Raw genomic sequence first — 21,104 nt, 5'->3', positions numbered from 1 at the left:
GAAACGATTCAGCGCTTGATCGCCACGCCCGCGTACATCGCGATGTCCTGGTCGCGGACGGGCGCGGCACCGGCGTCCGGCCGCCAGTGGTGCACCAGCGTGACGCCCGGGTCGAGCAGCTCGTAGCCGTCGAAGAAGGCCTCCGTCTCGGCCTTGTCGCGGATCTGGAGCGGGATGCCGCGCGCGTTGTACTCACGGCCGACGCCGCCCACGCCCACCGGGTCGGTGTCCCCGGTGAAGACCGTCAGGGCGAGGAAGCTGCCGGGGGCCAGGGCGTCCATGAAGCGGCGCACGATGCCCTGCGGATCGTCCTCGTCCAGCACGAAGTGGACGATCGCGATCAGCGACAGCGCCACCGGCTGCGAGAAGTCGAGCACCTCGCGCAGCCGGGGGTTGCCGATGATCGACTCCGGGTCGCGGAAGTCGGCCTCCACGTAACAGGTGCGGCCCTCGGGCGTGCTGTCCATCAGGGCCCGCGCGTGGGTCAGCACGATCGGGTCGTTGTCCACGTAGGCGACCCGGGCCTCGGGGTCGACCGCCTGGGCGACCTCGTGCACGTTCGGCGAGGTCGGGATGCCGGTGCCGATGTCGAGGAACTGCCGTACGCCGTACTGCTCGGCGAGTCTGCGCACCGAGCGCTGCATGAACTCGCGGGTGGTGCGCATCGAGGTCGGCAGCGCCGGCCAGGCCCGCACCGAGGCGTGCGCCGCGACCCGGTCCGCCTCGAAGTTGGTCTTTCCGCCGATGAGGTAGTCGTAGACCCGGGCGGAGTGCGGAACGTCCATCCGCAGGTCCACCGACGGGTAGTCCTCGCGCGGACCGTGCTCTGCCCGGACCTCGTTCGCCATGTTCGTTCTCCCGCCGCTGGGCATCCGTCACCAACCGCCCTGGTGGCGGTTCATGGTGCGCATGGTAACGGTCGCCCGCCGCACGGGAATGACAGGGTCTCAGGCGTGCGCCTCCGGGTGCTTCGGGTCGAGCGCGTCGGCGCCCGGCTGGCGGGGGACCACGGCGCTGTCGGCGTCGCGCCGCCCGTGCGCCGCGAGTTCGAGGGCGGCGCCCGTCCAGGCGAGGCCGAAGGCCCAGGTGGCCAGCCACTCGCCCAGGTACAGCGGCCGCACCGGCCAGTCGGAGCCGACGCCCGTCACCCCGGCCAGCAGCGAGAGCGCCAGGGCGGCCAGGATCACCACCCCGGCCACCAGGTACGCCGTGCCCACCCGGGCCGGCTGGGCGGAGCGGGGGTTGCGGAAGGAGTAGAGGCAGAAGACCGCCAGCATGACGAACAGCAGGCCGGCGAAGACCAGGTGGAACACCCCGACGGTGCGGTCGAGGCCGGACCCGCCCCCGGTGTACGTCGGGCAGAGCGCGACCCCGAGCGCGAAGAACCCGGCCGCCGTGCTCCAGCGGTCGTCCCGGCGGTCGAAGCGGTAGCAGATCAGGAACACCCCGAGGGCGCACAGCGCGCCGACGAAGACGTTCCGGGTGTCGGTGTAGTACGCGCCGCTCATCGAGTTCGGCCAGAAGCCGTCGGTGCTGCGCCCCGTCAGCTCGGCGGCCAGCCAGTTGCCGAACGGCAGGGCCACCGGCAGCAGGATGCCGATCAGGCCGACGCCGAGGCGCAGGATCGCGATGGTCCGAACGTCCTGGGTGCTCCGCCGGACAGCGGGGGTGTTCTGCGTGCGCACGTCGTGAGCCACGGACGCCTCCTTGCCTTTCGCACGGGCGCGTGGGCCCGCTCGTCCTCCGGCCGCGCGGGACGGGGTGGGGCGGCGTCGGACGGGCGCCGCCACACACCTGAGCGACCGTCAACTGGTGTACCCGCATTGGCGTTCGAAGCACCACCGATTTGAGCGGTTTAGACCCCCGATGACCGTCCGGGGCGCCCCGGACGGTCATCCACTACGGACCCGGAGGGCCCGACGGTTCAACTCCCGCGCGGAGAGCGGGACAGCGGCCCCCACCAGCCCCAACCGTGCCTGGACGAGCCTGGATCGATCTGTACCATTCCCTTCCGATCGGTGATCGGATCTGACAGCATCGTCCGGCGACCGGTCGCCGGTGATCCGTGCGCGGTGCGCGCACGACGCGTCCACCCGCGGCCCCTCCGGCGGCCGCCGTCCTGCTGCGCCTCGTGGAGGAGACGTGACCGCCAAGGCCGGCACCCCCGGGGCCGCCCACCGCCCGGCGCACTGGGTCCGCACCCGGCTGCGCGCCGACCCGGGCACCGCCCTGCTGACGGCGGCCCTCGCGTTCGTCACCGTCCTGCTGTCCGTGGCCGTCCCCCGCGTCACCGACCGGGGCGCGGACGCGGCGCTGCGGGACTACGTGCACCGGCAGGGCATCCACGCGACCAGCCTGCACTTCTCCTCCAAGGCCCGGCCGAGCGACACCGCCGCCGACCTCGACGCCGTCGACCGGCAGCTCGTCGAACGGGTCGGCGGGAAGCTCGCGCTGTCCCCGGCGGGCCTGGCGCACGGCTCCGTGACCGATTCCGTCCCGATGTTCAACCCGGGCTACCGCCGGGTGAGCGACAGCGCCCCGCCCAGGCTCTCCCTGGCTCACCTGGCCGGCCTCGCCGACCGGGTCACCCTGACCGAGGGCAGCCGCCCGGGCCCCGCCACCGCCGGAGCCCCGCTGCCGGTGATGGTCAGCCGGACGGCCGCCGAACTGGTCGGCATCAAGGTCGGTGACGTCGTCGACAGCGGCAGCACCGGCCCCGACAGCCGGCGGACCGCCGTGGTGACCGGCCTGTTCCGGGTCGACGACCCGCTGGACCCGTTCTGGACCGGCCTCGGCTGCCCGGACCGCCCCTGCCTGAACATCGACCTGGAGCACGGCAACTGGCTGGGGGCCACCGGCTTCGTCGACGGCGACAGCCTGGCCGGGCTGACCGGCTGGGGCACGTCCGTCCAGAACTTCTGGCGGGTGGCCGTGGACCCGGCCCCGCTGCGCGCCGACCGGCTGGAGCGGACCCGCGCCGACGTCCTGCCCCTCGTGTCCGGGCCGGGCGTCGCGGCCCTGGCCGACGCGACCGGGCGCGCCGACCTGCGGTCCGTCTCGACGCTGCCCGTCATCCTCGACCGGGCGGCCGAGCGCTACCGGGCCGCGATGGCGCTGAGCGCGATCGGGCCGGCCGGCGTCGCGGGCGTCGCCGTGGTGGTGCTCTGCCTGGCCGCCGCGCTCGGCACCGACCGCCGCGCCGCCGAACTCGGGCTGCTCCGGGCCCGCGGCGGCTCGCGCGGCGGGGTGCTGCTGCGGCTGCTCGGCGAGGGCGCGGTGACCGTGCTGCCCGCCGCCGCGCTCGGGGCGGTGCTCGCCCTGGTGCTGCTGCCCACCCCGCGCTGGGGCCTCGCGGTGGCGGCCGGCCTCGGTACGACCCTGCTCGCGCTGCTCGCCCTCCCGGCCCGCGCCGCCCTGCTGTGGGACCGCCCCCGGCCGACCGGCCGCGGGCGCCGGGTGGTCGGCGAACTCGCGCTGCTGGCCGTCACCGCCGTGGCGGTGGCCGAGGTCCGCCGGCGCGGCGTCGGCCACTCCGGCCGGGGCGTGGACCCGCTGCTGGTGGCCGCCCCGCTGCTGCTCGCCGTCGCCGGCGGGCTGCTGCTGGCGCGGATCGAGCCGGTGGCGACCGGCCGGCTGGCCGCGCTCGTCGGCCGCAGCCGCGGGCTGATCGGCTTCCTCGGCCTCGCCCGGGCCGCCCGGGACGGCTCCGGCCGCCGCCGGCCCTCCGCGCTGCCGCTGCTCGCCCTGCTGATCGCCGTCACCGCGACCGGCTTCGGCGCCACCCTGCTCGCCTCCGTGGACCTCGGCAGGCTGCACGCCGGACGGGTCGCGACCGGCGGCGACATCGCCGTCTCCGTCCCGGACTACGCGACCCTGCCGGACCCGTTCCTCAAGGCCGTGGGCGGACTCCCGGAGGCCCGGAGCGCGACCGCGGTCCGGGTGGACCAGCGCGCGCGGTTCGTCGGCGCAGGCCCCAACGACTACACCAAGGTGACCCTGGTGGTCGCCGAGCCGACCGCGTACGCCGCGATCGCCCGCACCCTCGGGGCCGGCGCGTTCGACCCGGCGAAGCTCGCCGGCACCCCCGGCGGCCCGGACACCCCGGTGCCCGCGCTGTTCAGCCGCGACCTGGCCGCGCGCCTGGCCGCCGGCGCGCCGACGCTGCACCTGTCCACCGCGAGCGAACTGCGCACCACCGTCGCCGGGATCGTCACCGCGACCCCGGCACTGCCGGAGCCGGAGCAGCCGTTCGTCGTGGTGCCCAGCGGCCCCGCCGTGGAACGCCTGCCGGAACTCGGCCGGTGGACCGGGTGGCTGGCCGTCGGCGACGGCCTCGACCCCGGGCGGATCAGGTCGCTCCTCCTGGAGCGGGGCCTGGTCGAGCCGACCGGTCTCGACAAGCTGATCGCGGACGAGGCCGCGGCGGCCGGCCGGGGCAGCCACGGACTGCCGCCCGCCTACCGGGTCGGCAGCAGCCGCGAGTACGCCGCACAGCTCGCCGACGACCCGTTGCAGCAGGCCGCAGGGCGGCTGTTCTGGTACGCGGCCCCGGCCAGCGCCGGATTCGCCGTCCTCGCTGTCCTGTTGACGCTGCTGCGGGCCGCGCCCGACCGTACGGCGGTGCTCGCCCGGCTGCGCACCATGGGCCTGCGGCCACGGCAGGGGCTGGCGCTGATCATCGCCGAGGCGCTGCCGCGGACCCTGGCGGCCTCCGCCGGCGGCGCCGGGGTCGCGGTGCTGGCGGCCGTCCTGCTGGGGCCGGCCTTCGACCTCTCGACCCTGGTCGGGGCCGGGACGGGCGGCTCCCTCGATCCCGCGCCGCTGCCGGTGCTGCTGCCCACCGCGGGCCTGACGCTGGTGGCCTGCCTCGGGGTGGTGCTGGAGACGCTGGTCGCCGGACGGCGGCAGATCGCCACCGAACTGCGCGCGGGGGAGTCCTGAGGGGAGCGGGGGTGAGTGCGGCGAGGGGGCGCGGGAACGGCGAGGCGGCCCGGTCGTGGTGACCGGACCGCCGGGTACCCCGCTGCCGAAACGATTCAGCCGGTGGGCTGCCGGGTGCGGGCGATCAGCGCGTTGAGCAGTGCGGCCCCGCGCTCGGCGTCGTCGACGCTGACCGCGAAGTCCGTGCCCCGACGGGTGCGGACCACCAGGCAGACGCCCGGGCGCACCATCACGGTGGTGCCGAGCCCGTTGATCCGGTAGCCCCAGCCGCCCGACTGCGCGGCGGTGCGCCGCTCGGCGCGGGCGGAGTCGAGCTCGGCGGGGGACCAGCGGCGGGCGGGCCACCCGAACGGGCCGAAGCCGACGGTGAGGCCGCGGGCGGTCACCCGGGTCCGTACCGAGGAGCAGCCGAGGAGCGCGAGGGCGCCGACGGCGAGCGGCAGCACCAGCACCCAGTCCAGGTCGACGACCCCGCTCGCGGTGAGCAGCACCCCCGCCACCGAGAGCAGCCCGAGCACCGCGGCGGACAGCTGCAGCCACGGGTTGGCGGCCTGGGAGAGCCAGACGACCTGCTCGCCCGGCGGTACCTCCAGCGCCGGTGCCCCGGCCGCCGGGTGCCGCTCCGGACGGCCGCCGTAGCGCCGGCCCGCCAGCACCGCCAGCAGCCCGGCGAGGCCGGTGGCCAGCAGGATCAGGACCACCTCGATGCCCATCGGGGCGGCGTCCTGCCAGCGGGCGCGGTCCAGGTTGGCGTGCACGATGGAGGCCTGCGCCCCCGTCAGCAGCACCCCGCCGGCCGCCAGCATCGCCGACGCGGCCCCGGGCGTCCGGCCGGCCCAGTACCGCCGCAGGACCACCGAGATCAGCACCAGGACCGCCCAGAACGCGGCCGGGAAGACCGTGGCCGCCGTCAGCGACATCGAGCCGTCCGGTTCCCGCCCGCCCCAGTGGGTGGCCAGTGGGTCCGGCAGCCGGTGGCGCGCCACCAGCGGCAGGGCGACCAGCAGCGCCAGCACCCCGACCGACCAGGCCGCCGCGGCCCAGACGGCGCCACCGGCCGCCGGTGGCCGCGCGGCGGCCGGTTCCGTGGTCGGTTCCTTGGTGTTCCCCGAGTCCGTCACGACATCCCCCTGATCATGTCCACGAGATCGTTCCTGCTGTAGCCGGCCCGGGCCGCGTCCTCGACCAACTGCCGTACCCGGTCCACAAGTTCGGAGCGGGTGTCGGCGCCGGTCGCGATCGTGATGCCGCGGCCCCGGCGGAACTCCAGCACCCCCTCGTCGCGCAGCGTGCGCAGCCCGCGCAGGACGGTGTTGGTGTTCACCCCCAGGGCCCGGGAGAGCTCCCGGGCCGGGGGCAGCTTGTCCCCGGGGGCGCACTCGCCCTCGGCGACGGCTCGTCTGATCGCGCCGGCGACCTGTTCGTGCAGTGGTCGGGTGTCCCCGATGTCCAGCTTCAGCAACATGGTGCTAGTGACGATAGCACCATTCGCGTCTGGTGCCATGGCCCGGGACGGCGGAACGGGCAGCGGTGGGGGCGGGTCCCAGGACCCGCCCCCACCACCGTCAGCGCGCTCCGGCTACCTCCGCTCGTCCTCGATCAGCCCGAACTCCTGCATCAGCTCGCCGATCTCGGTGGCCTCCAGCCGGCGCAGTAGCCGCTTGCGCAGGAACTCCGGCCCGGGCAGGTCGAGTTCGGCGCCGTCCCGGAGCCGGGTGGTGGCGGCGAGCAGCTTGCGCACGTCGTAGGTGGAGTTGAACACCTCGGGCACGCCGCGCTCGACGTCGAGCAGCCGGTAGACGGCCTCCATGCCGGTGCGCACGGAGTACTCGGTGGTGAAGACGCAGTCCCGGGTGGTCTCCGCGAACTGGCCGATGAAGGCGAAGTTGACGGCGCCCTCCGGCACCACGTCCGGCCGGTCGCCCGCGTGCCGGGGCAGGAAGAAGGACGTCACGTACGGCATCATCACCGGCACGCAGCGGGCGGCGTTCGCGGCCAGGTCGGGGATCTCGCCGACCGGGACGCCCAGGTGGTACAGCCACTCCTGGGTGATCTCCTCACCCGTGCAGTCCTGCATCGGCTTCTTCACGAAGTCGCCGGGTCGGTCGACGAACAGCGAGTAGACCCAGACCACGATCCGGTCGGCGGGCTGCTGCTTGAAGTGCGGCTGGCGGTTGACCGTCCAGCTCAGCAGCCAGGAGGAGTCCCGGGCGGTGACGATGCCGCCGGTGACCACGCCGCCGCCGAACGGGTCGCGCCGGGCGACCTTCTGGATGTAGCGCGGGATGCGCGGGTCCAGGGTGGTGACGGTCGCCGACTCCCACTTGCTCTCCGGGATGTTGCCGCAGAACACCTCGGGGCGGCCGAAGGCCGGGTCCTTGGCGGCGATCCGGCGCCACAGGTCCCAGGCCGGGGCGGGGCCCTCGTCCAGCCGGGCCGGGGTGTGCTGGTCGCCGTCGTCGGAGTTCTCGGTGAGCGAGCCGATGGTGGTGAACACCAGGTCGTCCGGGCCGAGGTCCACCCCGCCCTCCCGGCCGGCCTCCCGCCAGTGGATCCGGGTGGCCTGCTTGCGGCCGGGGGAGCCGTCGCTGCCGGGGGCGAGGTCGAAGTCGATGTCGGTGACCTCGACCTCGTAGCGGAACCGCACGCCCTGGTCCGTCAGCCAGCGGGTCAGCGGCAGGACCATCGACTCGTACTGGTTGTACTTGGTGAACTTCAGCGCGGACAGGTCCGGCAGGCCGCCGATGTGGTGGATGAAGCGGTGCAGGTAGAGCTTCATCTCCAGCGCTCCGTGCCACTCCTCGAAGGCGAACATGGTGCGCCAGTACAGCCAGAAGTTGCTGTCCAGGAAGTTCCGCGAGAAGACCTCGTCGATCCGCTTGCCCTCCAGCTCCTCCCGGGTCGCGAGGAAGACCCGGACCAGGTCCTTCTGCGCCTTGTCGTCGAGCGCGAACAGGCCGTCGGTGCGCGCGTCCTGGCCCCGCCGCTCGGTGACCCGCTGGAGCGAGAAGTTGGGATCGTCCTTGTTGAGCCAGTAGAACTCGTCGAGGACGGAGGCGCCCTCGACCTCCAGCGAGGGCACCGAGCGGAAGAGGTCCCACAGGCACTCCATGTGGTCCTCCAGCTCGCGCCCGCCGCGGACCACGAAGCCCTTCTCGGGCACCTCGATCCCGTCCAGCGCGCCGCCGGCCAGCTTCAGGCGCTCCAGGACCGTGATCCGCTCGCCGGGCACCTGGCCGTCCCGGACCAGGAACGCCGCCCCGGCCAGTGCGGCGAGCCCCGACCCGACGAACCAGGCCCGCTTGCGGTCGGCCCCCTCGGGCTTCCTCGGCCGGGCGAACGCCTCGTAGTTGCCGCTGCTGTAGTACAAGCCCGTGCTCCCTAGAACGTTCGACATCGAACCGCCCGGCGGGCATGCCGAATCCCGGCGGGCCGTCTCCATCCACCCATCCGGCGGTGATCTTCGCCCGCTGAGTAGGCCGAACGGGTGAGACGCGGATGGTCCCGGCGGCGCGGGAACCCGGCGGGCCGCGTATGGAGCGCGTTGGGAACGCCCTCCGGGACGTCAGGAAGCCGTCAAGGAGCGCAGGTCAGCCCCGGCACGGCGGTTGGCTGGACGACGACGGAGAACACGACCACACGAGGACGGAACATGCACGGCAACGGGCGGCACGAGGACGGCGCGGCACCCAGGGTGGTGGTCGGGGTCAGCGGCTCGCTGGGCAGCCTGGCCGCACTGCACCGCGGCGCCGCCGAGGCCCGCGACCGCGGCGCCGTCCTGGTGCCGGTGCTCGCCTGGGAGCCCCCCGGCGGCGAACACGGCTACCGGCGCTCGCCCTGCCCGCCGCTGCTCGCCGCCGTCCGGGAGGCCGCCGACCAGCGGCTGCGGGACGCCCTCGACGCGGCCTTCGGCGGCGCCGACCCTGGCGTGCCGATGCGCCCGGTGCTGGTCCGCGGCGACACCGGCCCGGCCCTGCTGCACATCGCCGACCGGCCGGACGACCTGTTGGTCCTCGGCCACAGCGGCGGCCCGCTGCGCCGCCGGCTGCGGCGCGCGGTGCCCGCGTACTGCGCCCGGCGGGCCGGCTGCCCGGTGCTCACCGTCCCGGCCCCCGAGCTGCTGCACGACCTGGAGGCCCTGCACCGCCGCACCCGCTGGCACCTGCCGGTCGGGCCCGCGCCCGAACTCCTCGCGGCGGAGCGGTAGTCCGCGGTGCGGATGTACTCGGCCCGCCCCGGCGGCACCCGCTACCACCCCGTGCTGGAGCGGCTGTCGGCCGGCACCGCGGGCAGCGTGGCGCTGCTCGCGGGCGGCGGAGTGGCGCTGGTGCTCGGCGTCCTCGGCGAACTGCACTCGGGCCCGCTGCCGTACGTCGGCTACCTGGCGCTGTGCGCCCTGGTCGGCCGCCGCTCCCGGCCGGCGGCCGCGCCGCTGATCGGCCTGGCCGCCTGGCTCTGCCGCAACGCCTTCGCCGAACACCACCACGGCGAACTCGGCTGGGCGGGACCGTGGGTGGAGGCCGGGCACTACGCGGTGTTCACCGCCGCCGCCCTGCTGGCCGCCCTGCCCGCCGCCCTCCCGCGCCGCTCGGTGCGGGTGGCGCTGCTGCGCCCGGACCGCCCGGTCTGAGGCGCGGCCCGTGAACGGTCCGCCCGTACGGACGGACCGCGCCGAGGAACCGGGGCTCCGGCCGGTATCCGGAGCCCCCCGGTGAACCGGTGGGGACAGGTGGCCGGGCGCGCGGAGCGGTCGACGGTTCGGACAGCGGGCCCACCCGTACGGACGGGCCCGCCGCGACCGCCCCGCGCGCCCCGGTCACAGGCACGTCCCGGTCGGAGACACGGGGACGCGTGGGGGACGCGCGCCTACAGCGTGAGCATCGTGCGGTGCGCCACGGTGGTGTCCCGCAGCGGTTTGAGCGCGAGCCGGACCAGGGCCAGGGCGTTGTCGTCCCCGGCGATCCGGTTGGCGCTCAACTCGCCGCAGGACAGGCACTGGTGGATGATCATCCACTCGCCGTCGGCGCGGACCGACAGGCTCAGCACCGTCATCCGGCCGCCGCAGCCGGCCGCCCGGTCGCCGGGTGTCCGGCCGTCGACATGACGGCTGGCCAGGCAGTTCGGACAGTGGTTGCGGTGGGCGGTGCCGGGGGCGTCCAGCGGGACGTCCAACCGGCAGTCCACGCAGCGGAAGGCGTGCGCCCGGTGCCCGCCCTGTCCGTGCAGGACGTCCTTGTACCGCTGTGGGCGGCGGTCCCGCCGACCCCCGCCGCCGGTGTTCTTGCGTCGTGGCATGGTTCGGTCCTCCCTCTTCCGGGCGCGCTTCAGAGGGTGCCGAACGCTTCGAGCGGGAACGGCGGTTGGGCGAGCGGACGGACGGCCATCCGCATCAGGACGAGCTGGTTGTCGTCCGTGCAGACCGGGGTGGACGTCAGCTCGTCGCAGCGCACGCACCGGTGGACGACCGTCCAGTCGCCGGTGCGCAGCACGGCGATGGCGATCGGCGACATCCGGCCCAGGCAGTCGCTCGGCCCGCCCTCGACGTGGTCGAGGACGTGCTGCGAGTGCAGGCAGGACGGGCAGTGGTTGCGCCGTGTGCCGTCGGCGGCGTAGGTGGAGACGGTCAGACCGCACCAGGCGCAGGCGAAGGTGGAGGTCTTCAGAACGGGGGGAGTGCTGGAGGTGCTGGACACCCGGGGTGCTCCTTGCTGGGGGGTTCGTGCAGTGGCAGCAAGAGCAGGCCGAGCGGCCTCGACTGGTCGTCAGGCGATGCTCGTCAGACGGTGGTCGTCGGACGGTGGCGAGGCGCACTCGGCGCGATCCGGGACATCAAGACACCCTCTCCGGTCGGGCGGCAGCCCGGGTCGATCGGTACGGAACGGCGTCAGCCTAATCACGCCGGTCGCCCGGGCGCCAACGGTTTTCTCCCCGCTCCGGCCCTCGTCGCGGCGCCGGACATAAGGGCGCGCACGATGTCGGTATGGAGGTGACCAGGATGCCGTCGGCGCTCGGTCCCGGCCCCGGCCCTGCCGACGGTCCGGGCTCCCGGTCAGTCGTCGGCGGGCAGCTCCGCCGGGACGGCGAGCACGTCGACCAGGGCCTCGCCGCGCAGGACGGTGAGCGGGAGCGGGCGGCCGATCGCGTCGGCCAGCATCAGGCGCTGGAGGGCCTGGGCGCTGCCCATCGGCTCCCCGGCGGCGGTGAGCAGCAGGTCGCCCTCGTGCAGCCCGGCGCGGTCGGCGGGCGCGCCGGGCACCACCTCGACGATCCGCAGGCCGGTGCGCTGCCCGGTGCGGTGGCGCAGGGCGGGCGGCAGGGGCGCGGGCACCCCGGCGAGGCCGAGGTAGGCGCGGCGGATCCGGCCGTCGGCGAGCAGCGCGGCGACGATCCGGCGGCTGGTGGCGTCGATCGGGACGGCCAGGCCGAGCCCGTTCCCGGCCACCGCCGTGGTGATGCCGACCACCTGGCCGTCCGCGGTGGCCAGCGCGCCGCCGGAGTTGCCCGGGTTGAGCGCGGCGTCGGTCTGGATCACGTTGTCGATGACCCGCACCGCGCTGCCGGAGCGGGCCGGGATCGAGCGGCCGAGCGCGCTGACCACGCCCGCCGTGACCGACCCGGCCAGGCCCAGCGGGTTGCCGACGGCCACGACCAGCTGCCCGACCCGCAGACCGGTCGCCTCGCCGAGCGTCACCGGCGACGGGGTGGGCCCGTCGGCGCGCAGCACGGCCAGGTCGGAGAGCGGGTCGGCGCCGATGGTGTGGAAGGGGGAGGTGGTGCCGTCGGCGAAGGCCAGCGTCCCGGCGTCGGCGTGGCCGACCACATGGGCGTTGGTGAGCAGGAACCCGTCCTCGGTGAAGACCACCGCCGAGCCGAGCGCGGTGCTGAACCAGCCGCCCCGGCCGCGCCGGGGCACCTGGAGCGCGGCGACCCGCGGGGTCAGCGCGGCGGCGACGGAGGTGACGACCCGGGAGTAGGCGTCCAGCGGCGCCTCCGCCTCGGGGACCGGGCCCGGCCCGGGGAGCGTGTCGGCCATGGTGCTCACCCCTCTCGCGGGCGCGGTTCTCACGATGGCACCAGATGGCAACAACGGTGGGGCGCCCGGTCTTCCGGGCCCGCCGCCGGCGCCGTCCTGACGCTTTCTTGACGTGCGGAAAAGACCCAAGAGAAGGAAAAGCGAGCGTATAGTCCGAGTAAAGCCGCAGTCGTGGGAGGGCCGATGGAAACGACCGTGCCGGAGCCTGACCGGCGGGACTCGCCGGTCTCACCGAACTCGCTGAAATCACCGGATTCGCCGGACTTTCCGGATTCACCGGTCTCGGCGGGCGACCCGGCCGCGCCGGGTGCCCTCGACCCGCTGCTGCGCCCCACCCGGGAGGCGCTGCTGGCCCGCCGCGCCCACCCGGCCCCGCGCTGGAAGCGCCTGCTGCAGCCGGGCCCGTCCGGTCCGGCGGCCTGGATCCGGCCGGAGGCCGACGCCCAGGCCGAGCGCCTCGGACGCCGTACGCCCGGCACCGAGCACGTCCTGCTCGCCCTGCTGGCCGTGCACGAGGTGGCCCGCCATGAGCCGCGGCCGGTGGAGGAGGACGGCGCCGGCGAACTGCTCGCCGGTCTCGGCCTCGACTACGCCCGGGCGCACGCCGCGCTCGACTCCGGCGAGGTGACGCTGCCCGCCGACCCGCGCTCGGTCGAGGCCTACCTGGCCGACGTCGCAGGTCAGGGCACTGATCGGTTGCTCCGGGCGTTGTTGGAGGAGGACACCAGGGCCCGACGCCTGGTCGACGCCCTGCGGGGCTGAGGGCTACGCGCCTGGGGCCCGCGTGGCCGCGACAAGCCGAGAAGCCGAGAAGAAGGGACACCCCGATGCACGTCACCCTCGCCGAGGAGCTGATGCTGCTCTCGCTGGACGACGAGTCCGGCGTGGCGAAGGACGCCGCCACCGCCGCCTGGGCCGCCGCGGGCGGCATCCTGGCCGAGCTGGTGCTGGCCGAGCGGGTCGCGCTCGAGGAGGGTCGGCTCACCGTCACCGAGCGCACCCCGACCGGCGAACCGCTGGTGGACGGCCGGCTGGCCCGCCTCGACGAGTGGGCCGCCGGACGCCGCTCCGGCAAGGCCAAGGCGGCCGACTGGCTGACCAGGGACCGGTCGACGGTGGTCGCCGACACCGTCGCGCGGCTGTGCGAGCGCGGCCTGGTGGTCGAGGAGCGCCGCCGCGCGCTGGGCATCTTCCCGGTCCGCCGCTACCCGGAGGCGGACGGCGGCGCGGAGCGCGAACTGCGCGCGCGGCTGGCCGCGGTGGTGCTGGACGGCGCCGAACCGGACCTGCGCACCGCCGCCCTGGTGGCGCTGCTGCACGGCTCCCGGCTGCACGGGCTGGCCTTCCCCGAGCTGCCCCGCAAGCAGGTCGAGCCGCGCTTCGCCGAGATCGCCGCCGGTGACGGGGCGGCCGATTCCGTCCGCGAGGCGATTCGGGCCGTGCAGCTCACGATGGCCGCCGTCACCATCGCGACCACCGTGGCGGCGACCACCGCGGCCACCGTCTGAGCCCGTCGGGCGGGCCGGGCGGGTCGTGCGCGGCCCGCCCGCCCGCGTGCGCCGTACCGCTCAGAGCACCGCGGCGCCGAGGGTGATCGAGCCGAGCACCACCAGTACCCCGAGCGCGAGGAACCCGTACTCCAGCCCCGCGCGCTCCCGCCCGTCCACCAGCACCTGCCGCGGGTCCGCCGGGTCGTAGCGGACCGGGACGAAGCCGCCGTCCGGCAGCGGGTGGCGGGCGGTGGAGGGGACGGGGGAGAAGACCTCGACCACCCGGCCGTCCTCGGTCTCGAACTGGAGCAGCGGCCGCGGCGGCAGCGCGCGGTCCTCCGACCCCGCGGCGCGCTCGCGCACCAGCGCCCGCACCGGGACGCCGACCCGGCGCAGCCGCCGCAGTTCGCGCAGGCCGACCACCCCGGCGAGGTAGGCGACCACGCCGCCCAGCGCACCGAACACCACCACGGCGAACCCGGCCGTACCGCCGCCCATCGCCGCCTCCCTCTCCGACCGTCCGACCCCGACCGATCCTGACCGACCCTGTCCGAGGCTGTCCGAGGCTCCCCCAGGGCTCCAGTATCGCGCGGGGAGGCACTCTTGACGCCTCGGAATGGTCCAGTCCACTCTGGGCGACGGCATGTTCCTGTCGCCACCGGCCCCGTCCTCCGGCCGGCCCCGACCACCGCAAGGAGCACCGTCCGTGACCAGGCGCCCCGTTCTCCTCGCCGCGCTCACCGTCCTCACCCTCGGCAGCGCCGCCCCCGCGGCCGTGGCCACCGACTCCGCCGCCCCGGCGGCCGTGGTCAAGGTCGGCACCGCCAAGCAGCTCCAGAGCGCGCTCGCCGCCGCCGCGCCCGGCCAGACCATCCAGCTCGCCGACGGTACCTACACCGGCACCTTCAAGGCCACCACCCCCGGCACCGCCGCCGCCCGGATCACCCTCACCGGCTCGGCGAAGGCCGTCCTCACCACCCCCACCGGCGGCGGCTACGGCCTCCACCTCGACGGCGCGAGCTACTGGACCGTCCAGGGGCTGACCGTCACCGGGGCCCAGAAGGGCATCATGGCCGACTCCGCCGACTACGTGGTCCTCGACGACGTGACGGTCCACCACACCACCATGGAGGGCGTGCACTTCCGCAACTCCAGCGCCCACGGCACGCTGCGCGGCTCGCGCATCCACGACACCGGCCTCAGCCGGGACGGCATGGGCGAGGGCGTCTACGTCGGCACCGCCAACACCCTGACCGACCACAGCGACTACGTGCGGATCACCGGGAACACCTTCGGCCCGAACATCGGCGCCGAGAACGTCGACCTCAAGGAGGGCACCATCGGCGGCCTCGTCTCCGGCAACACCTTCGACGGCGACGGCCTCACCGGGCGCAACTACGACGACTCCTGGGTCGACGTGAAGGGCAACGGCTACGTCATCGAGAACAACACCGGCCGGCGCACCACCGACGACGGCTACCAGGTCCACAGCGTCCGGCCGGGCTGGGGCTGCGGCACCGTCTTCCGGGGCAACCGCTCCGACCTCACCGGCGCCACCGGCCCGGACCGCTACGCGATCGACGTGACCGACTACGACGCGGCGAACTGCACGGTGACGATCGACGCGGGCAACACCGTCACCGGGGGCCGGGGGCTGGTGAACCCCGGCATCCCGGTGGGCTGAGGCCGGACCCTACAGGTCCCCGAGCGGCACCTTCGGGTCGGCCAGCGCCTTGGTGTCCACCACCCGCCCCGAGCGCACCAGTTCGCGGATCGGGTCGGTGACGTCCCAGACGTTGACGTTCATCCCCGCGAGCACCCGGCCGCCGGAGAGCCAGAACGCGATGAACTCGCGGGTGGCCGGGGCGCCGCGGAACACCACCCGGTCGTAGCCGTCGGGTTCGACGTAGCCGACGTACTCCATGCCAAGATCATATTGATCCGTGAAGAAGTACGGGACCCGGTCGTACACCGCGTCCGGCTGCCCGAGCAGTGCGCGGGCGGCGGTCTGCGGCTGGTTGAGCGCGTTGGCCCAGTGCTCGACCCGGACGTGCCTGCCGAACAGCGGGTGGTAGGCGTTGGCGACGTCGCCGGCCGCGTACACGTCCGGGTCCGAGGTGCGCAGGTGCTGGTCGGTCTTGATCCCGTTGTCGACCTCCAGCCCGGCCGCCTCGGCGAGGCCGGTGGCGGGGGCGATGCCGATGCCGACGACCACCGCGTCGGCCGCCACCGTCGTGCCGTCGGCGAGCTTCACGCCGGTCACCGAGCCGCCCTCGCCGGTCAGTTCGGCCACCTTCACACCGAGGCGCAGGTCCACCCCGTGCTCCCGGTGCAGGTCGGCGAAGACCTGGGCGACCTCCCGGCCGAGCACCCGCAGCAGCGGCAGTTCCAGCGCTTCCAGCACCGTCACCTCGGCGCCCGCCTCGCGGGCCGCGGCCGCCACCTCCAGCCCGATCCAGCCCGCGCCGATCACCGCGATCCGGGCCCCGGGCCGCAGCGCCGCCCTGATCCGGTCGCTGTCCTCGACCCGGCGCAGGTAGAGCACCCCGTCCTGGTCCGCGCCGGGCACCGGCAGTCGGCGCGGCACCGAGCCGGTGGTCAGCAGCAGCTTGGCGTACTCGATCCGGCCGTCGTCGGCGAGCGTCACGGTGTGCCCGGCCGGGTCGATCTCGGCCACCGCCGTGCCCAGCCGCAGCGTGACGTCGTGCTCCGCGTACCACTGCGGCGGGTGGACGTAGATCTTCTCCCGGGGCGTCTTGCCCTGCAGGTAGCCCTTGGACAATGGCGGCCGCTCGTACGGGCGCTCGTGCTCCTCGCCGATCAGGACGATGCCGCCCCGGTACCCGGCCTCGCGCAGCGCCTCGGCCGCCTTCGCGCCGCCCAGGGACGCCCCGACGACGACGATCGGGCGCTGCCGCCCGCCGCCCGCTCCGGTGGTCCCGGTGTCCGTGCCCGCCATGCTCGACTCCTCGTTCTCCGGCCGTGGTCGGGGTCAGCCTGCCGCCGTCCGGGTGGTCTGTCGAGACCGCGCCTGGCGCGCCGCGCCGCGCTCGCCCGTACGAGTGAACGCGGGCGTCGCGAGGGTCCCGTGCGGGCCTCAGGCCGTCATCGCCTCCCTGACCAGCGCGGTGTCGGTGAACTGCTCGAAGCGCACGATCCGGCCGCCGCGCACGGTGAAGTGGTGGGCGACCCGCACCGCGAGCGGTTTTCCGGTGGCCCTGTGGACGGCCGTGTAGCGGGCCAGGACCACGACGTCCTCGCCGTCCACCACGTAGCTGTCGTCGTGCGCCGTCCAGTCGTTCCAGTCGGCGGCCAGCCGCTCCATCACGTTGGTGGTGACGCCCTTCGGGGTGCGGTAGGTGCCGCCCAGCGGGAAGCCGGCCATCTCGGTCCACTCCACGTCCTCGGCCAGGGTGGCGCGCAGCGCGGCCAGGTCGCCCCGGGCGGAGGCCAGGTACTGGCGGCGCACCACGTCGGCGGGGGACTGCGACTCCGCGAAGGAGGCGACGTCCCGGGGGATCTCGATCACCGTCCGCTCACCCCCACGCCATCTCGCCCATGACGACCTTGGTGCCGATGTCCACCGCGATCCGCAGCCCCAGCGTCGGGAAGCGCCGCTCCAGCGCCTCCTTGGCGGCGGCCGCGTCCGCGGCCCGGCCGATCTCGGTCTCGAAGGCGCGCAGGTAGGCCCGGGTGTGGTCGACGGCGTTCAGGTCCGTGGGCGCGCCGGCGATCCGGTGGCCGGCCGCCACCCAGGTCGGGTGGAGCGCCTCGATACCGTCCAACAGGTCGATCCAGGCGGCCCGTTGGGCGGAGGTCGGGGTGTCGGCGGTCCACACGTGCAGCCCCTCGAAGAGCAGCACCCCGCCCAGCACGGCCCGGTGGTGGTGCTGCCAGAGGTAGTGCCGGTCCGGCAGGTGGAAGTCGGCGCCGCGCAGCTCGAAGCGGTGGCCCTCGAAGACCAGCTCGTCCCCGTGCAGCACCTCGGGCCGCACCAGCCGGGTGGGCAGCTCGGGGCCCAGGTGGGCCCAGGCGCGCAGCTTGGACTCGTACGTCTCCTGGATGTGCTCGACGGTCGTGGCGGTGGCCAGGAAGCGGGCCCGCGGGAAGGCGTCCTGGACCTCCTGGGCGCCGAAGTAGAAGTCCGGGTCGCCGTGGCTGACGAAGACCGTGGTCAGCTCCTTGCCGCTCGCCCTGATCCGTTCCACCAGCCGGCGCCCGTCGGAGCGGGTGAACCCGGCGTCCACCAGCAGCGCGTCCTGCGGGCCGGTGACCAGGACGGAGGTCTTGTTGAGCGAGCTGTCGGGGCTGTCGATGATCTCGAAGTCGAGTGCGCTCATGCTTGATTGGTCCTTCCTCGGGCCGGTCACGCCTCGCGGTCAGCATCACCGGTCCGCGGCCCGTCCGCATCCGGAAGGCCTAGCCGCGGGTCCAGAGCGTGAGGTCGCTGCTGGTGGCCACCGCGAGGGTCCGGCCGGTCGGGGAGAAGCCGGCCGCGCGGAAGGTGGACCAGGAGGAGTCGAGGACCAGCCACCAGCTCTCGCCGTGCTCGCCCTGCCACGGACCCCGGCCGCTGGCGAGCAGCACCCGGTGGTGCGGCCACTCCGGCGCGACCACCTCGATGTGCCAGCCCCCGTCGGCGGCGGTGTGCAGCCCGCCGCCCCACGTCCCCGCCACCGGGATGCGCACGTCCGCGACCTGGCCGAGGCCGGGGCAGGCGAGGTCCTGGCCGTCCGGGTCCTCGGCGGGCTCGTGGTCGCGGGCCAGTTTGAGGCCGGTCACCGCGTCGAACAGGCCGTGGCCGCTGTGCGAGACCGTCAGCACCAGGTCGTGCCCGCTCTCCGGGTGGACGGCGAAGCCGATGCCGAGCAGCCCGCCGACCGCGATCATCCCCCGGCCGACGGGCCGCCACGGCTCCGGCGGAGCGGTCACCCCGGCGGCCATGATCCGGTCGCGGAGGTGCTGCTGGTGCGGGGTGAGAGCCATGGGGCCGATCATCCCACCGGGGTCGGGGCCACGGCCTTCACCGCGGACCCAGCCGCAGCACCGCCAGCGCCCCCAGCGCCGTGGCGGCGGCGAGCGACGCCCACAGCGCCCCAGGACCGGCGGCCAGCAGCGCCGTCAGTACGGCCGGCGCGGCCGCCCGCCCCACCCCCGAGGACAGCTCCCAGCGCGCCAGCGCCCGGCCGAGCAGGTGCGGCGGGGCGACGGACGCCACCAGCGCCGTCCCCGAGCCGGTGTAGAGGATCTCGCCCAGCGTGTACAGCACCGAGACCGCCGCGATGCCCGCCGCCCCCGGCACGCCGCCCAGCGAGCCGACCGCCCAGAAGGCCAGGTACGACACCGCCAGCAGCGCCCCCGAGGCCGCCAGCACGGTGTGCCGCGAACGGTCCGCCAGCTTCAGCACCAGCGCCAGCTGCAGGGCGATCACCAGCACCGTGTTGCCGACGAAGACGCCCGAGGACCAGGCCGGCGAGGCGTGCAGGTGCAGCACCAGCAGCGCGGGCAGCGCCACCTCCAGCACGTCGAAGCAGAACGCGTACGGCACGTTGGCGAGGCTCAGCAGGGTGATCCGGCGCAGCGGCTCCGCCCGCTCCCGGGTGTCCGCCGGCCGCTCCTGCCGCGGTGCCCGCACCCGCAGCGAGCCCACCAGGACGGCCGCGACCAGGCAGGCCGCGCCCGTCACCCCGGCCAGCAGCCGGATCACACCCGTCCCGCCGCTCACCGCCACGGTGGCCAGCAGCGCGCCCGTGCCCATCCCGGCGTTGCGCAGCGACCGCCCGGCGGCCAGCGCGGCGTCCCGCAGCCGGCCCTCGGTCAGCGTGCTCACCACGGCCGCGTGGGTGGTCGGCCAGGACTGGCTGCCCACCCCGAACAGCACCGCCGCCGCGGTGAACCCCGGCTGGCCGTCCGCGAGCAGCAGCGCCAGCGCACCCGCCGCCCGCACCAGCAGGGTGACGGCGGCGGGCAGGGTGCGGGCGCCGCGGTCGATCCAGCGGCCGGTCAGCGGCACCACCAGCAGGCCCGCCACCATCCCGGCGGACAGCGCCAGCCCGGCCGCCCCCGCGCCGAGGTGCAGCACGCCGATGCCGTACAGCAGCAGGAACGGCCGCAGCAGGCCGCCGCCCACCGCGTCCACCGCCAGCGCGACGGCGTACCGGGGCCCGCCGGCGGCGGTCAGCAGGCCCAGCAGCGCGGACGGCCCCCGGCGGCCCGTGCCGATCGGCGGGGCGGGCGGCTCGCCGTGGCGGGCGGCCGCGTGGTCGTGGACGGACTTCTCCCGGATCAGGCTCATGGCCGGTACCGTCCGCCCAGGTCGGACCGCCTGGCACGCGGATTGACGCTTACCGTCAATCCGCGGCGGAGGCCGTCGGGCGGGGTGACAGGATCGAACGCGTGAGTGAGCGGAGCGAGCGAACCATCAGGAACAGCGTGTGGGCGCATGCCCCTGCGGAGCGCCGGGGGTACCCCCGGCCGGAGGCCGGGGGAGAGGCGGGCGCATGAGCCTGACGATCGACATCACCGGCCTGCCCGACGAGCGCCTGCTCTTCACGCCCTCCCCGCTCGGCGAGCTGAACGCCATGCTGCACGTGCTGGCCGAGCCCGCGCACCACCCCGCGCTGCACGGCTGGGCCGGCTGCACCGCCGCCGTGATCCCGCCCGAGCTGTCCGAACGGCTCCTGGAGGCCGACTTCCTCTGGCGCTCCTCGCGCGCCGACTTCCTCGTCCCCGGCCTGCCCGGCGCCACGCTCGACGAGGAGCTCGACGCCATCGACCGGATCGACGACGAGCTGTACGTCGCCGCCGCCCTCATCACCACCTGCGGCTCCTCCCGGCTCACCCGCCGGATGGGCTCCCCGCTCACCGACCCGGACGCCAACGAGCGGGCCCGGGAACTCGCCCTCGCCCGCGGCCCCCGGCAGGCCGCCTTCGCCGACCGGCTGCTCGCCGACCCGCCGGCCGTCCGGGCCCTGGTGCGGCGGATGCTGGAGGACTGCCGGTCCGCGTTCTTCGCCGACGCCTGGCAGCGCGTCCTGCCCGACCTCGCCGCCGACGCCCGGCGCAAGGCCGACCTGCTCGCCCGCCGCGGCCTCGCCGAGGCGCTCGCCGACGTCTCGCCCTCCGTCACGCTCGACCAGGGCGGGGACGGACGGCGCCGGATCGTCATCGACAAGCTCCAGGACAGCGCCACCAGCGGCACCGACTCCGGGGGCGTCACCTTCATCCCGACCGCCTTCGGCCGCCCCCACCTGCTGGTGGTGCACGCGAGCGGCTGGCGGCCCGTCCTCCAGTACCCCGTCGCCGAGGCCGGCCTGCCCGAGCCCGTCTCGCTCGCCCTCGTCCAGCAGCGCCTGGAGGCGCTCGCCCATCCCGTCCGGCTGCGCCTCGCCCGCACCATGGCCCGCGGCCCGCACACCACCGGCGAACTGGCCTCCGCCTGGCAGCTCAGCGCGCCCGAGGTGTCCCGGCACCTGGCCGTGCTGCGCAAGGCCGGGCTGCTGACGACCCGGCGGCGCGGACGGTACATGCTCTACGAGCTCGACCTGGCGGGCAGCGCCCGGCTCGGCTCGGACTTCCTGGAGGCGGTGCTGCGGTGAGGGCCCCGCTCCGGTGGAAGCGGTGCTCCGGTGGGCGGGAAC

21 protein-coding genes are annotated in these 21,104 nt (G+C 75.1%); 7 read left to right on the top strand and 14 right to left on the bottom strand.

Going from position 1 to position 21,104, the window contains the following annotated elements:
- Positions 1-8 precede the first annotated feature (8 nt).
- Positions 9-848 carry an SAM-dependent methyltransferase gene (locus AMK13_RS35815; RefSeq protein ID WP_074005743.1) on the bottom strand — a complete coding sequence of 280 codons (840 nt, stop codon included), beginning with the start codon at positions 846-848 and terminating at the stop codon, positions 9-11.
- A gap of 99 nt (positions 849-947) precedes the next feature.
- The gene (locus tag AMK13_RS35810) at positions 948-1,697 is read right to left on the bottom strand and encodes a hypothetical protein (RefSeq protein WP_074005742.1); all 750 of its coding nucleotides are present in this window, start codon (positions 1,695-1,697) and stop codon (positions 948-950) included.
- Between the two features lie 445 nt (positions 1,698-2,142).
- Between AMK13_RS35810 and AMK13_RS35805 the strand changes: the two genes are divergently transcribed.
- Positions 2,143-4,941, top strand: a complete 2,799-nt coding sequence (locus AMK13_RS35805; RefSeq protein ID WP_074005741.1) for a hypothetical protein — start codon at positions 2,143-2,145, stop codon at positions 4,939-4,941.
- Positions 4,942-5,036: 95 nt separating this feature from the next.
- On the opposite strand, the gene AMK13_RS35800 is transcribed toward AMK13_RS35805, so the two are convergent.
- The 3 genes from AMK13_RS35800 to AMK13_RS35790 form a co-directional block, all read right to left on the bottom strand.
- The gene (locus AMK13_RS35800; RefSeq protein ID WP_241853177.1) at positions 5,037-6,062 is read right to left on the bottom strand and encodes a DUF1648 domain-containing protein; all 1,026 of its coding nucleotides are present in this window, start codon (positions 6,060-6,062) and stop codon (positions 5,037-5,039) included.
- Positions 6,059-6,406, bottom strand: coding sequence for a GntR family transcriptional regulator (locus AMK13_RS35795; RefSeq protein WP_074005740.1), 348 nt, complete (start codon positions 6,404-6,406; stop codon positions 6,059-6,061). The genes AMK13_RS35800 and AMK13_RS35795 overlap by 4 nt, the downstream gene beginning before the upstream one ends.
- A 114-nt stretch (positions 6,407-6,520) precedes the next feature.
- A complete protein-coding gene (locus AMK13_RS35790) occupies positions 6,521-8,311 on the bottom strand; it encodes an oleate hydratase (protein ID WP_074005739.1) in 1,791 nt (596 codons plus the stop codon).
- 282 nt (positions 8,312-8,593) lie between these two features.
- On the opposite strand from AMK13_RS35790, the gene AMK13_RS35785 reads away from it, so the two are divergent.
- Both AMK13_RS35785 and AMK13_RS35780 read left to right on the top strand, forming a co-directional pair.
- Entirely contained in the window at positions 8,594-9,148 is a 555-nt protein-coding gene (locus AMK13_RS35785; RefSeq protein WP_074005738.1) for a universal stress protein, read from the top strand.
- Positions 9,149-9,154: 6 nt separating this feature from the next.
- Positions 9,155-9,571, top strand: a complete 417-nt coding sequence (locus AMK13_RS35780) for a hypothetical protein (RefSeq protein WP_143204713.1) — start codon at positions 9,155-9,157, stop codon at positions 9,569-9,571.
- A gap of 236 nt (positions 9,572-9,807) precedes the next feature.
- Here AMK13_RS35780 and AMK13_RS35775 read toward each other — a convergent pair whose 3' ends face one another.
- The 3 genes from AMK13_RS35775 to AMK13_RS35765 form a co-directional block, all read right to left on the bottom strand.
- On the bottom strand, positions 9,808-10,236 hold the full coding sequence (locus AMK13_RS35775; RefSeq protein WP_074005737.1) for an RNHCP domain-containing protein: 429 nt from the start codon (positions 10,234-10,236) through the stop codon (positions 9,808-9,810).
- A 29-nt stretch (positions 10,237-10,265) separates the two neighbouring features.
- The gene (locus tag AMK13_RS35770; RefSeq protein ID WP_049655414.1) at positions 10,266-10,634 is read right to left on the bottom strand and encodes an RNHCP domain-containing protein; all 369 of its coding nucleotides are present in this window, start codon (positions 10,632-10,634) and stop codon (positions 10,266-10,268) included.
- Between the two features lie 356 nt (positions 10,635-10,990).
- A complete protein-coding gene (locus AMK13_RS35765) occupies positions 10,991-11,974 on the bottom strand; it encodes a S1C family serine protease (RefSeq protein ID WP_074005798.1) in 984 nt (327 codons plus the stop codon).
- Positions 11,975-12,169: 195 nt separating this feature from the next.
- Here AMK13_RS35765 and AMK13_RS35760 point away from each other — a divergent pair, with 195 nt between their 5' ends.
- Positions 12,170-12,736 (top strand): Clp protease N-terminal domain-containing protein, encoded by a 567-nt coding sequence (locus AMK13_RS35760; RefSeq protein ID WP_074005736.1) that lies wholly within the window; start codon positions 12,170-12,172, stop codon positions 12,734-12,736.
- Between the two features lie 65 nt (positions 12,737-12,801).
- Positions 12,802-13,482 (top strand): GOLPH3/VPS74 family protein, encoded by a 681-nt coding sequence (locus AMK13_RS35755; protein ID WP_074005735.1) that lies wholly within the window; start codon positions 12,802-12,804, stop codon positions 13,480-13,482.
- Positions 13,483-13,542: 60 nt separating this feature from the next.
- Here AMK13_RS35755 and AMK13_RS35750 read toward each other — a convergent pair whose 3' ends face one another.
- Complete coding sequence (locus AMK13_RS35750) at positions 13,543-13,962, bottom strand: DUF3592 domain-containing protein (RefSeq protein WP_074005734.1); 420 nt, start codon at positions 13,960-13,962, stop codon at positions 13,543-13,545.
- A gap of 208 nt (positions 13,963-14,170) precedes the next feature.
- On the opposite strand from AMK13_RS35750, the gene AMK13_RS35745 reads away from it, so the two are divergent.
- A complete protein-coding gene (locus AMK13_RS35745; protein WP_074005733.1) occupies positions 14,171-15,148 on the top strand; it encodes a right-handed parallel beta-helix repeat-containing protein in 978 nt (325 codons plus the stop codon).
- Between the two features lie 9 nt (positions 15,149-15,157).
- On the opposite strand, the gene AMK13_RS35740 is transcribed toward AMK13_RS35745, so the two are convergent.
- The 5 genes from AMK13_RS35740 to AMK13_RS35720 all read right to left on the bottom strand — a co-directional run bounded on the left by AMK13_RS35740 (position 15,158) and on the right by AMK13_RS35720 (position 19,759).
- On the bottom strand, positions 15,158-16,423 hold the full coding sequence (locus tag AMK13_RS35740) for an NAD(P)/FAD-dependent oxidoreductase (RefSeq protein ID WP_074005732.1): 1,266 nt from the start codon (positions 16,421-16,423) through the stop codon (positions 15,158-15,160).
- A gap of 138 nt (positions 16,424-16,561) precedes the next feature.
- Positions 16,562-16,993, bottom strand: coding sequence for a nuclear transport factor 2 family protein (locus tag AMK13_RS35735; RefSeq protein ID WP_380720022.1), 432 nt, complete (start codon positions 16,991-16,993; stop codon positions 16,562-16,564).
- Between the two features lie 7 nt (positions 16,994-17,000).
- Positions 17,001-17,804: an MBL fold metallo-hydrolase gene (locus AMK13_RS35730; protein ID WP_049655396.1), complete on the bottom strand. Its 804-nt coding sequence runs from the start codon at positions 17,802-17,804 to the stop codon at positions 17,001-17,003.
- 79 nt (positions 17,805-17,883) lie between these two features.
- Positions 17,884-18,450, bottom strand: a complete 567-nt coding sequence (locus AMK13_RS35725; RefSeq protein WP_049655393.1) for a hypothetical protein — start codon at positions 18,448-18,450, stop codon at positions 17,884-17,886.
- Positions 18,451-18,487: 37 nt separating this feature from the next.
- A complete protein-coding gene (locus tag AMK13_RS35720; RefSeq protein ID WP_079272813.1) occupies positions 18,488-19,759 on the bottom strand; it encodes an MFS transporter in 1,272 nt (423 codons plus the stop codon).
- Between the two features lie 205 nt (positions 19,760-19,964).
- Here AMK13_RS35720 and AMK13_RS35715 point away from each other — a divergent pair, with 205 nt between their 5' ends.
- Entirely contained in the window at positions 19,965-21,062 is a 1,098-nt protein-coding gene (locus tag AMK13_RS35715) for a DUF5937 family protein (RefSeq protein ID WP_074005731.1), read from the top strand.
- Positions 21,063-21,104 lie beyond the last annotated feature (42 nt).

The organism is Streptomyces sp. CB02056, assembly GCF_001905545.1.
Taxonomy (GTDB): domain Bacteria; phylum Actinomycetota; class Actinomycetes; order Streptomycetales; family Streptomycetaceae; genus Kitasatospora.
This window is presented reverse-complemented; position numbering and strand designations above follow the sequence as displayed.